The organism is Paenibacillus sp. V4I7 (genome assembly GCF_030817275.1).
GTDB lineage: Bacteria > Bacillota > Bacilli > Paenibacillales > NBRC-103111 > Paenibacillus_E.
In genome coordinates, this window is record NZ_JAUSZD010000002.1 from 3,160,135 (window position 1) to 3,172,987 (window position 12,853).

At 36.9% G+C, this 12,853-nt stretch carries 11 protein-coding genes and 1 pseudogene; all 12 read left to right on the top strand.

Annotated features, from left to right (window positions below):
• Positions 1 to 938 precede the first annotated feature (938 nt).
• The 12 genes and pseudogenes from QFZ80_RS15665 (at position 939) to sigJ (ending at position 12,645) form a co-directional block, all read left to right on the top strand.
• A complete protein-coding gene (locus tag QFZ80_RS15665; RefSeq protein WP_307559833.1) occupies positions 939 to 1,664 on the top strand; it encodes a stalk domain-containing protein in 726 nt (241 codons plus the stop codon).
• 342 nt (positions 1,665 to 2,006) lie between these two features.
• Positions 2,007 to 3,152 (top strand): hypothetical protein, encoded by a 1,146-nt coding sequence (locus tag QFZ80_RS15670; protein WP_307559836.1) that lies wholly within the window; start codon positions 2,007 to 2,009, stop codon positions 3,150 to 3,152.
• A 1,598-nt stretch (positions 3,153 to 4,750) separates the two neighbouring features.
• Positions 4,751 to 5,323 (top strand): hypothetical protein, encoded by a 573-nt coding sequence (locus QFZ80_RS15675; protein ID WP_307559838.1) that lies wholly within the window; start codon positions 4,751 to 4,753, stop codon positions 5,321 to 5,323.
• A gap of 1,582 nt (positions 5,324 to 6,905) precedes the next feature.
• Positions 6,906 to 7,523: a hypothetical protein gene (locus QFZ80_RS15680; protein ID WP_307559840.1), complete on the top strand. Its 618-nt coding sequence runs from the start codon at positions 6,906 to 6,908 to the stop codon at positions 7,521 to 7,523.
• Between the two features lie 17 nt (positions 7,524 to 7,540).
• Positions 7,541 to 8,101, top strand: a complete 561-nt coding sequence (locus QFZ80_RS15685) for a hypothetical protein (protein WP_307559842.1) — start codon at positions 7,541 to 7,543, stop codon at positions 8,099 to 8,101.
• Between the two features lie 11 nt (positions 8,102 to 8,112).
• Positions 8,113 to 8,511: pseudogene (locus QFZ80_RS15690) on the top strand (glutamate--tRNA ligase family protein); the annotation flags it as partial.
• Between the two features lie 182 nt (positions 8,512 to 8,693).
• A complete protein-coding gene (locus tag QFZ80_RS15695; protein WP_307559844.1) occupies positions 8,694 to 9,215 on the top strand; it encodes a transposase in 522 nt (173 codons plus the stop codon).
• The gene (locus QFZ80_RS39045; protein ID WP_373460097.1) at positions 9,107 to 9,370 is read left to right on the top strand and encodes a helix-turn-helix domain-containing protein; all 264 of its coding nucleotides are present in this window, start codon (positions 9,107 to 9,109) and stop codon (positions 9,368 to 9,370) included. The genes QFZ80_RS15695 and QFZ80_RS39045 overlap by 109 nt, the downstream gene beginning before the upstream one ends.
• Positions 9,371 to 9,565: 195 nt before the next feature.
• Positions 9,566 to 9,940 (top strand): IS3 family transposase, encoded by a 375-nt coding sequence (locus QFZ80_RS39050; protein ID WP_373460098.1) that lies wholly within the window; start codon positions 9,566 to 9,568, stop codon positions 9,938 to 9,940.
• A 608-nt stretch (positions 9,941 to 10,548) separates the two neighbouring features.
• Positions 10,549 to 11,010 carry a hypothetical protein gene (locus tag QFZ80_RS15700; RefSeq protein ID WP_307545496.1) on the top strand — a complete coding sequence of 154 codons (462 nt, stop codon included), beginning with the start codon at positions 10,549 to 10,551 and terminating at the stop codon, positions 11,008 to 11,010.
• Between the two features lie 148 nt (positions 11,011 to 11,158).
• A complete protein-coding gene (locus QFZ80_RS15705; RefSeq protein ID WP_307545499.1) occupies positions 11,159 to 11,515 on the top strand; it encodes a DUF3221 domain-containing protein in 357 nt (118 codons plus the stop codon).
• A 269-nt stretch (positions 11,516 to 11,784) separates the two neighbouring features.
• On the top strand, positions 11,785 to 12,645 hold the full coding sequence (sigJ, locus tag QFZ80_RS15710; RefSeq protein WP_307559845.1) for an RNA polymerase sigma factor SigJ: 861 nt from the start codon (positions 11,785 to 11,787) through the stop codon (positions 12,643 to 12,645).
• Positions 12,646 to 12,853: the final 208 nt, after the last annotated feature.

Consider the following 12,853-nt stretch of genomic DNA (forward strand, 5'->3'; position numbering starts at 1 on the left):
GTTTGTTGAAAATAATTATTGTCCCTATTATAAGACAGACGACTACCGAGACTGCAATTGCAATACCTAGCATCTTTTCATAACCAACCTCCTCTAATTAGATGTATATTTCCAAGATTTCTAATTTTTAGATTAAAGCAAAGTAATCAGCTATGCAAATTTGGAACAATATTTTATTATATTGGCGTTTACACTGTCTAATACTTATAATGCTTTTAGTTGCAACGTTCATGGAATCTGAGCGCCTCTTAGATGGTATGTATTGGGATTTAACCCCCGTCAATAAACCCATCCCATCATACCGGGGCGCGAAAAGTCAGACTTGGAAGATAGGATTGATTTGTTATCAGAAGCCAGATTAGCCATTTCTTAAATATTTCTCAGACCGCTGTGGAAAGCCGCTTAAGGCGATCAAAAAAAATATTAAAAAAGGAGTTGTTTGAGATGGTTCAAGAAACATTGTCTCACAAAAAGTTGGTAAGAATTTTGAGCAAAAGGTAATTAAGAGAATTACAGGAGTAGCTCGTATCAACATACCCGTTAGAAACATAGAGAAATCTGTGGATTTTTACGTTATTCACTTGGGATGCACATTAATGCGAGGCATTACAAATACCTATTTCATGTTCAGCCCTTCTGCAAGGTATTGCAACACCTTATTTTTACGCAATATTAGGAGTTTTTTGAACAGGCTCTATTAAATAAAAAATTACAAAAAGTTAATATCCATTTTTATATGAAAAAGGGATTTTTTGGTTTATAATAAAATGAATTAAAAAACAGAGGGAGGGGGAATTAATCATATAGTCATCAGTTGTTCAAAGTATGAGTTAATTAGAAATTTGAAACTCCTAGTGTTTTTTTGGTTAATCTCATCAAGATAATGTTAAAAATTCTTAAAGTACTAATTATTTAATAATGTATATAGGAGGAATACAATGAAAAAATTCACTTTAGGTCTCTTGTCTGGAATAATGCTTACAGCCAGTACCACTGTGATTGCGGCTTCATTAGATGTTACTTTATTTCCAGCTAAATATGTCATTAATAATAATCAGGTTCCCTTACCAGAAGAATATACTAGTCTAAACTACAATGGTCATGCTTACGTCCCAGTTAGGTTTGTTAGTGAGAATTTCGGCGCAAATGTTGACTATGATTCTAATTTAACTAAGATTCTTATTAATAACGAAGGTTTAAAGTTCACTGCTGAAAATAACATGAAATTTGGTAACCTAATTACTTACTTAGCAGAAAATAAGACCAAAGTTTCTTTTATGTTACAGAGTGACTTGGATAATGTGATAGGTGGGAATCTTTATTTTTACGATGACAGTGCTGTTTTATTAAGCAAAATTTCTATCGGTGGAGAGTATAAAGCGGGAACCTCTAAAATTGAAGGATTTGCTGAGGAGGATGTTTCAAACTATAAATACGTGGTCTTAAGAATTGGTATGAACCTAGGTAAAAATTATCAACCTGGACAATTGACTGATCAGCAAAGAGACGAGATTGCAAAGAATGGATTATTAAAAATTGGTATACCAGTCAACCAGGTCGAGAAATTAGGAGTTAAAAGAAGTATACTTTGGGACATTATTAAAACCTCGAACATGTCTAGTCTTGATAGCGCAAAACTGGCTGAGAAAATAAACGCAAGATAAATCATTATTAATTTGCAAGATTGTTTCTAAAGGGAAACAGCTGCAGAAGTAGTTTTTGGGAATATCCTTAAACGCGAAACGAGCCTTAGAAGCGATTCTAGAGGCTTGTTTTTTTCAGCTTTTTATTTTCTTTAAAAAAGTGTACTTTTGCAGTTGCCTCCAAATAAGGACTAGTTTTCTATGATTTATCCATTTTTTTTGATTATCTTAGAGCCTACATAGCTAGAAAAAGGAAAAAATTTACAAAATATAAACCCAATAAATGTAAATAATCGTCTACAATATAGTAGTGGGAGATAAAGGTAATGAAAATTCGGATCTTAAAAAAAGGAGACAATGAAAATGAAAAAACTTTTAGCTGTTGCATTAGGTTTTACACTAACCTTTTCTGTGGTTTTACCTACTTCATTTGCTACATCTACTAACAAAGAAATCTCTGAGGTTGAGAAGAAACTAATCAATAAAGGAGTTTCGAAAGAGGAAATTACTAATCTTGGGAAAAAGTACACTAGTATTATTGATAACGTATTGCAGTCTGAAGATCTATCCAACGAGCAATTGAGAAATTTAGTAAATGGTTTATTGGATCGAGAAACTGATGATGAAAAAGTAAAAAAGGGTACAATGAAGAAGCAGGATGGTTATAAAGAACTCCCTAAGCATGACTTTAATATGTACAAGCCTAAAGAATTAATAAAATCAAGAGATTTAAAAAATGAGGTTTCAGCGCTTGCATCGTCACCTAGTGAAGAACACTCAACTGGTGTAATTAGAAATGTTATCTCACAATGGGGATATTCAACAACAACTATGAAAATAGATTTACCTTCTGTATATCTAAATAAAACAAATGATAGTTCCTCATATGTATTTGGCGGAGCGTATACTAAAAATCCAAGCACAGGTATGCCCTATTCTGGGGCAGATCTAGGCGTAGGTACTGAAGATTCGAGCGGAAGATATTGGTTCCCGGTTATATACTTAGGGTTGCCCGGGTGGGACGGTAAACGTCTACCAGGGGAAGATGATGACGGATGGTACCAATCTCCAACGGTTAGTATTGACAAAAATCAAGTGCAGAAACTATACATGATTGTAGAAGCAAACGATGATCAACTAATTCTCTCGATTTTTAATGGCATTACATATTCAGAAATATCAAGTATTAGCATGTATGCTCCTGGTAGATATTTTACCAATGAAGGACAAAATGTTCAGTTAGCTCAACAGGCATCAATATGTTATCTAGCACGTGGCGATGGTACTTACAATGGTTATCTACAATCAGGATCATACATGAGATATGCTACTTTTTCAAATGTATATATTTATAATGATTTGAACTTACCTAACGGAACTTTATGGACAAGCTCTTATACTTCAGCGATAACAAAAGGAGAAACGACTCAAGCAGCTGCGAAAATTAATGCTTCCGTATTTTCCGCTGATTACAACCATCAGGTTTTTTACAGCAACTTATTTTTCTAAATAGAAAAAGAAGCTCAATATAATGTACGACGACACCAACATTGTTGTTGTCAGCTTCTGAAACAACTAACGGCATTAAAAACATCGGGACGCTTCAGTTATAGAAACAGATCACGAATTGATAATGACAGCTGCGAGCGATTTACGGCTATTAATGAGACCCGACAAAAAGTGGCTTGCCAGCATATCACCGAACGAAACAACGAGGCGAGGGAACGGCTCAATTTTTGTTCTTCAATAACTTTCAACAAAATGTCTGTTTTGTTGAAAGTTGTTTAGGGAACATTTGTTTGATATACGTATCCAGCTGAGGTATTAGATGAAACGGCGCGAGAAAAACAATGGAGGTCATCGATGGAGCTGGAGAACAGGAAGAGGCAGATTAGGTCGCGACTCATTTATCTTATTTTTTCTACTCTTGTTCATACCACTGCTTCCTAAGAAAGATAATTAGGTTAAATTAAGCAATATTTAGCAATCTATCAATCGGTTTTTTTACTCTGGGAAAATTTAATCACTAGAGTAAGAAAGATTGTCCCAAAGGCTGAACATGGTACTTATTCGGCAGCTTCGGTTTTTCCCTCTTTTGTCTGGATCGGGATGGATCCAAGCCGCGGGAATGAGATAAAGTTCTTGTCATTTATGAGATAATGTTCTTGACATCATCTGTAAGAGAAAAAGAACATACATCTATAGAGATCCGCACACAGCGCGGTTTTTATTTTTTAAGGATGTAAGTTCTTGTCTTTTTTGTAAGACAAGAACTTGGAAATCTTTCACCAGAGGAATTGCAACAATCTGACGGGCCTTTTCGTCTAGAAGATGCAAATTCAAAAACGAAGGGGTCAGACAAAACATGAACTTCAAGCTAACAGCAGGTTTTTTGGTTATGCTCATCGCCTTGACGGCGTTTTCTTAAGCGTCTGAAAATCCCTTGCTGTGTGGATGTCTTATTATGGCGAGTTCGTCCCTGTTGCTTCCTGGAAAGACCAACTAATCAATTTTTCTGTTCATGGAAATAATTACGACTTGTTTTTGTTAGTCTAAATGACTAGTATTAGTCACAACCTTAGGACTATCTAAAGAAAGTGATGCTACCATATATAACGGTGGAAGAATTTCAGCTGATCATCCTATTTATTATTCTTCTTCTGTTTCTAGTTATGGATATGGAACTCATTTTGATCAAGCTCGCAATAATTGGAATGTTTTATCAACACAAGTAAATTTGTGGAAGAATGCTAGCAGCACTTCACAAACAGATGATTATTATATTGGGATAGCGACTAACCCACCAGGTAAAGTTAATCTCGGCTTGACATCTTTTTATGATTCCACAGGAACCCCAGTAGCTAATTACCAAACATGGGCTTATTCAACTGTAACGTTGTATGATAATAGCATGAGACAATTATCTATGACACCCGAACAAATTATTGGTAATGCGACACATGAAGTAGGACATAGCATCTCATTAGATCATCCAGCTATTTCTGTATCTTCGATTATGAATTCAGGTGTACAGAGTATTCCACCTACTACATATGACAAGAACGATGTATATTCAGCATGGGGAGAATAATAGGAGGTACATTTATATGACAAAGAGATATATAATTATTGTAACAATTGGTGTAATGGTTTTAGTAAGTGGATGTGGAATAAAGAACGATAACTCGGTTTCAATTCCTTCTATTAATTGGGATTCGAATACGGTTTATGCAACAACTATTGATAAAATTGGTGAATACGCTGATGCAGTTGTAGTAGCAGAACCAATTAAAGATATATTTGATAGTCAAGCTGTTGTCAAATACTTTCCTAAAGATCCGGGAGATAATTCAGGTAAATCACCAGCAATTGAAGATTTCTATACAATAACGGAGTTGAAAGTTGATAAAGTATTAAAAAAATCAACAGTTACGTTATCACTTGCAGAATCCGATGTGATTAAAGTATATGAACCAATAGCGGTTATAGATACTAAGGAAGGTAAAAAATTGCTTAAACAAGACGAATATAACGAATTAAAAAAAGATAAGAAATATGTAATTAATCTTAAAAAGTCCGATACCGGCGAGATTTATGGAATTGTTAGAGATAATGATGGAATAACAGAAGTAAATAATGACTTAGATATAGAAAACGCTAAGAAAAAGTATAAACTATAATAGGGTACAAACTTGATTTAGATGGTTGCTGGGATTCCGGCATTCTTTTTTTATATGGATACATGCAAACCGCTAATAGTTGGGAGAAACTTCGCCACGAAAAAGGCGGTGTTTTTTCATTTGTTTTCAGCTGGGAGGCAATGAGATAAAGTCTAATATGCGAAGCTTTGAAAGAAGCCGGTCTATTAGCGGAACCCTCAGCGTCTGTCATCGAGACCCAAAATATTTTCAAACACTATTCAGATGTTGGTAACAAACAAGTCATTGAAGTGATTTTGCAAAAAGAAGCAAGAACGATAAATATCTTTTGTGCCATCAGTTCAAAAAGCGTGAAGAAATCCCTACGAAAAATGAAATCTTTCACACCGCTAAGTGTAGCGATGAGATTTTTTGATAATCCAAACAGATGACAATAAAGCTATTAGTAAATACGTTGATCAATATGTAAAAAGGTTGTCTCTATAAACATCACCATTAAAAAAAGGTGGTGTTTTTTTAAGTTCGCGCGGGGTTAATGCGGGAATGAGATAAATGTCTGGTGACAAGAACATTATCTCATTAATTGCCGTGTAAATCGAGGCATTTTTATATTATGGGATAATGTTGTTGTCAAAGGTAAATGACAAGAATTTTTTCCCATTCTCGATTTTGACAAGAACATTATCTCATTCTTAACGACTGTGCTGTACCCCCAAACATAGCAAATAGCCGCCTCTTTATTATCAGTAGGCGGCTATTTGCACATTGTTACTTACTAGATAGACCAAATTCCTTTACTGATGTGATATTAGGAGTTCTCCAAAACTTGTTTGTGGATTTTCTTAACTTTCCAGATGCTTCATTTTAATAGTGGACTTTCCTTGATAGACTCCTTTCTGCGATAGGTCCGGAATATTTTTCGAGAAATACAATTGCCCAGTACCAGCGAAACTGTCATGAAGGCCAACTGTCCGTTTGATGATATTCCCCCTAGTAGTGAGGTTCATCACAATTCGTCTCACAACATGGAGTTTGTTCGCTTCTATTAAAGAAGAAGAACCGATCTTTAATGATTGGTCTTTTAATGTTCATCTCCAAAGGTTAGCAATTGTATACAGTGGTCGGGACAAGCAGGTGCTTGTCCCTCAGTCATCGCATGATTGAGGGACAAACCGCTGTCTATGTTTAGGAATTCATCAATAAGAATAACTTGCTATTACCAAAAGGGGTAATCAGAGCGATTTTTGTGTCGTTATTTGAAATTAACACCCAACTTCCAGACTATACCAATTATTACTTTATTATTGTAATCTATGAATAAACCAAACAGAACTGCTACAAACCATTATAGAAGCCGCATCCAAGTTTAGATTTGGAAGCTTGGCATACGGCCACTACGCTCATGCTTTGATATTTCACAAAATTAATATCGCGTTATAATTTATTATCACTCATCGATATTACTTTGTAAATGTCATAGTAGCGGGCAATCCTACGAAAAAGGAGGTCTATATGGTTTGGAATGAAAAGCTTTCCTAGTTTTTAAAACTGTCAATGATTATTTAATAATCACCATTCAATGAAATATTGAGGAGGAAAGCATATGAAAAAGAGATATCTGGTCCTTACAGTTGTACTAGCTTTATCAGTGGGTACTGGCAGTTATGTTCTGTCATTTGGGAACAATTCAAAAGAAGTTTCGACTCTTCAAAATAATACTCAAACTGGACATATTCACGGTAAAGTACAAGATTACCCTTTTAGTGAATCTGTAAAAAGGGCAACGTTGATTGTCAAAATTAAAATTAAGGATAAGGATCATGAACTTGATACACCTACTGTTGCAAAAACCATTTTTAATGCAGATATTCAAGAAATATACAAAGATGCTAAAAATTCAGGGAAACAAAGCATTAAAGTGATGCAGCATGGCAACAGTAAATTCTCCTTTAATGACAATGATCTTTTTAAAAAAGATGAAGTACTAGTTTTATTTTTAAGGGAAGCAGAGGGCTTCGATAATACTTACTGGTTAGTCGGAGAAGAAACAAATTTTTACAAAGTACTTGATAACAAGGTAACTAAACAAGCAATTATGGATGTTGAATTAAAAGATGTGGAAATAGAAATAAAAAAGCTAAATAATAAAGAAGTGCAAGTTATGGATCTCGAGAAGTTTACGAAGAAGATCAAGGATAAGGTAAAAGAACAAAATTCGTAATGAAAGGGGCACTTTATATGAAAAGGATCATTAATAATTTATTACTAGTAATAACACTTATAATAATTACCATTTTTCCAACGCAAGCTTTTGCACATACAACTGCACAAACAGGTAGTGAAACTGTTAAATGGATGCTAGATAATTATAATCATGCAGGTGCTACAAACGTATTATATTATAATAGTCCAACACTTGATTCTACTATGGTTAGTGATGTTACTAGCGCGGCTTCTCGATGGTCTAAAGTCACATTTACCGAATCAACTGGAAACTATACCGGTTATGTAAATCAGATTTCGGACAGTAACTCAGACGTAGCGGCCGAATTTTGGATGTTTGCCTCTGATAGTTCAGGTCATTTATACAACTGGTCTATTAATATTAATAAATATCTAACAGATCAGTATACATCTCCTCAACGACGTGGGGTGATTACGCATGAATTTGGACATGCTGTTGGTTTAAACGATATTTATAATAGCATAGGCGTCAATATGTATGCATATATGTCTGGCTGGACTGCATATTTCCCTACCTCTTATGATCTAATCGGTGCGGATGAAGCCGACCATTAAAGCATTAGCAGCGGCCCCTGTACGAATGGGTCTTAAAAAAGCTTGAGATTCCTGAACCTCCACGGCAAAGGGAGTTCGGTCGGCTGAACTTAACAGGTGTCGGTACAAGTAAACGGTTTTTGAGGCAACTGATAGATGGGGGACTCGTGAAAGGTTGGGATGATCCCAGACTTCCTACCCTACGAGGATTTAGAAGAAGAGGCTTCACGCCATAAAGTATACACAGCTTTATAGAGGAGATTGGCAGCATCCGAACCCAAAGCACGGTAGACATAATTCTCTTGGATCATTGCCTCAGGCAGGATCTAAAAGAAAAAACTGTTAACGTCATGGCTGTTATGCAACCGTTGAAGGTAGTCATAACCAACTATCCGGAGGATGACGTGGAGATGTTGTTGATTGAAAACAACAGTGTCTAGATAAAACCGGTGACCGTCTTGTATTTAACCGAGTCGTACCGTTATAAGATACATGGAGCCAAAAGACATTAAAAAGAGAGAGTTAAAAAGACAAGGCAGCCGATCTTTGATATGCTCCCCTTACGGTAGACAGGTGAAATAATAAAACCTGTTGCTGTAAGGGGGGCTTTTTCATGTCAAAAAGAAAATGTGGTGCTGCGGAAAAACTCATTATCCTTAATGAAGTATCAAGTGGGCAAATAGGTTTTCTGGCCGCAGCTAAGAAATATGAGATCAATAAAACGACTTTGATGAAGTGGCAACGTCGTTACAAGCTGTATGGTTACGAAGGGCTCGAGAGTCGTGCTCATAATCGAAGTTATAGCGCTGAGCTTAAACTGGGCGCGGTGAAGGACTACCTTGAGGGGGGATTGTCTCAGTACCAGATCATCGATAAATACATGATTGCTAATACAAAACAGCTATACGATTGGATTAAGAAGTATAATGGTCATAGCAGCTTAAAAGCCTACAAAGGGGAAGCAAAAGCTATGACGATGGTCGCTCTACAACATATCAAGAACGAATCGATATTGTTCAATACTGCTTGGCACACCAACATAATTACCAAAAGACAGCGGGGCAGTTTCAGGTCTCTTACCAGCAAGTGTATCAATGGGTCAAGAAGTTCGAAACTGGCGGTCATGAGGCGTTAAAGGATGGTCGAGGACGCAAGAAAGCTTCCGAAGAGTTAACGGAGGCCGATCAACAGAAGCTCGAGATGAAGAAGATGGAATATGAAATGGAGCGGCTTCGGGCGGAAAATGCATTTCTAAAAAAGCTACAGGAATTACAAAGGAGGCGAAGTTAAGTCAGTATCGCCATGAGAATGTCTATCTTGTCATTCAAGCGCTTCAGAAAGAAACATCAACTAGCGTTCAACTCCTGTGTGAAATTGCAGGAATTGCACGCTCAAGCTATTATAAGTGGTTAATTCGCAAACCTAGTGCTCGTGAGATGGAAAATGAGCAGTTGGCGCAGGTGATGATGACCATCTACGAGAAAGTTGAGCGTATCTTTTGGCTATCGTCAATTAACCCTGCATATGCGCAAACAGACAGGAAAAGTCATCAATCATAAGCGTGTGTACCGGCTTATGAAGGTAAAGGGAATTCAGTCCGTGATACGTAGAAAGAAAAAGAAATACGCACACTCGACACCTCAGCAGGTAGCCGATAACCTGTTAAATCGTAAGTTTCAAGCAGCAGTATCCACCTGGTTTCCACAGTTCATGAGTTGGTGCCCAGACTGTATGAAGATGGGATATCATAGCTGGTTACATCAATTTGCGTTGGTTCATAACTGTCCGATTCATCAAACCAATTTGATAAATGCGTGTCCTAGCATATTGCGAGGAGTGCTTAAGATATCATTTTCATAGTATTTTTCATCAATTACGAGCTATCGATCATTGCCCATACCACTTAGTAAGATTAATAGACGTCTGTATAAATTGTAACAAAACAATACTTTATTTGTTTAAGAATAGTCATTATCAGTGCCCATGGTGTGGCTGCAGCATTTTCTCGAGTAATATGATCGATAGATCTTCTAATTGGGAAAAGGAATTTGAAGTAAAAAAAGACTTATTTATTTGGAGGTATATTTAATTTATTGGATTGATTTGGAGTGGCAGCTGCAGCATTTTCTCAATGTAGGCACTTTTGTGTCATTAATGTAGGCACATTTGTGTCATTAGTGTCCGGCGACATAAACATATGTGCTTTGAGATCCCCATTAATTGGGGATTTTTTATTTGAAAGCACCTATGTTTGTGTCGCGAAGCCACGACACAAACATAGGTGCATAATCGTTTTACGACACAAACATATGCGCATAATCGCGGGTTTATTTGTAGCAGTTTTTAATGGTTTATTTTTTTAGTCTGATTGCTCCGCTAACGGGCAGCATAGTTCAATTGACCGAATGTAAATGTAAATGTTCTTTTTATATTGGGGAATATTACTTTCGAATGGAGGTTGATTATACTTGAAAACGGTAGCTCGCATGCTATTCCTTGTAATTGCATTTAGTCTCTTTTTTTCTCAAACAGTTGGGGCATCTGATGGCGCAGAAGTGTTCGATATTAAAAATGGTGAGATAATCCTTACAATTAAAAACTCAAATTCTTTACAAAACCAGGTTAAAGAATGGTTGTCTTCAGCAAATGGTACCGTAGGATCTTTAAAAATAGAACCAAGCGAGGGCATAGCAATTAAGATCCCGCTAATGCCTCCTTACAAGGTTAATAACGATTTGATTTCTGGAACAGTTACAGAAGTAGTAATGTTTATTAGTCCGTCCAAAACATATTTTCCTACTCTACTGGTATTTACGAAAGAAAATGGTTTTGTTGCAGTCTATGTTAAAAACCACAATTTAAAGACTTTTCTAAAGAAAAATAGGTTATTCAATTCAGAATTGAATCTAACCGAACCTTCGTTACGCTAACGTAAGAACGATAGCACCATGACAACAGGCTGCCAGCATTGGCAGCCTGTACAGTAACGTCCAGTTTAACGCAACAAATTATTACCAGAGATCCGTCTAATAAAGTGGGTAGGATAAAGACTTTTTTTTACCAGGAGGAGTGAAAATATTGAAAAAGTTAGTTTTAGGCGTAGCCTTAACACTTGCCGTATGTGTATTTAGTGGTTGTAGTGCTTCGTCTGAAGCTGAAAAGGGAAATTACATTATTGCAAAGGAAGAGCAAAGAATCTTAGTGGCGAAGCAAATTTCTAAGAAGGATGCAGAAAGTAAGACCTTTACTACCTTCAAAAAGAGTAATATTGAATTAGTCTATTATATTGTAGAAGATTCCCAACTCTACAACGAACTAAGAGTAGGCGAAAAAGTTAATGTAACTCCCAAAACAAATGATAAAGGCGAATATGCTGTGATGCAATCTGATCCCCCTCAAATTGTAGCTGATAAGATAGAAAGACAAAAGGAATAATTAGGTAGTTGTGAATGAGAACCAAATCAATAATCGTATCGTCGTTAAGCTAATGGAAACGATAGTTGAATACACAGTTTAAAACCTTCTAGAAGCAAAATATAATTAATTGCTCTAATTGGAGGTTTTATTATTTTAAGCGAGCTTTGGTGTCATTACGAAGCAGATAAATCTGAGTTTCCTTGCCTGGCTCCCCGTTGTACTCTTGTTTAAAGGTCCAGATTCCTCTAAGCTGAAGATAGAAAATCAGTTACGGAAGGAGCAAGTCGATGCAGGATCTTTACAAGCAGTACAAAAAACTGTTATTCAAGCTTGCTTATCAATTGACAGGATCAGTTTCCGATGCAGAAGACGCAGTGCAAGATGTTTTCGTTAAAGCACATAGTGTTCCGCTAGAGCGATTGGAGGAGCCGAAGGCTTATCTTTGTAAAATGGTCACCAATCGCTGTAAGAACATGATGAAATCAGCACGAAAAAAAAGGGAGCAATATTTCGGGGAATGGCTTCCAGAACCTTTTCTCACGCTGAATGACGATTCAATCGAAACATTTGAAAGGGATGATCTCCTATCTTACGGAATGCTTGTACTGCTCGAGCGGCTGACGACCTCTGAACGGGTTGTGTTCGTCCTTCGTGAAGCGCTAGGCTTCGATTACAACGAGATAGCCGAGCTCATGGAAAAAAGCGAAGTGAGCTGCCGCAAACTGTTTAGTCGCGCGAGTGCAAAGATGGGACGGATATCCGATGAACCAATTCATATCCATACTGAGAGCCAGGAATGGGTTCATGGATTTATGGGGGCGCTTAAGAATGGGGACATGAATAAACTTTTATCGTTGCTGGATCAGGATGTCGTTCTAGTTGTCGATGGTGGTGGCAAAGTGATTGCTACGGTCAATCCGGTGGCTTCGAGTGAACGGGTTGGTCAGTTCCTACTTGGTGGTTTGCGTAAAGCAACTATGATTGGAGAAGTACATGTCGTCGAAATGGGTCAAGTCAATGGACAACCAGCCATAATTCTTCGTTCGGAAGATAGCGCAGTACATGCGGCGGTGTTCTTTCACATCGAAGAAGGGAAGAGCCACAAGATATATATCGTTCGGAACCCCGACAAGCTGGGGTATATCTAATAGATGGGCAATTTTGATTACTTTCGTATATGAATCGCCATAATAGGCGAATCACGGGACTATCCCCTAAGGAATACAGGATGTCAACTTGGATGGATTATGGTGCGGGTTTATTCTATTTTTCTAACGAAACAAGTTAGTAGATTGCATTAAGATAAAAATGTAAAAAGAATGATGTCGAATTTAGTTGTCGAATTTATTGATTGTT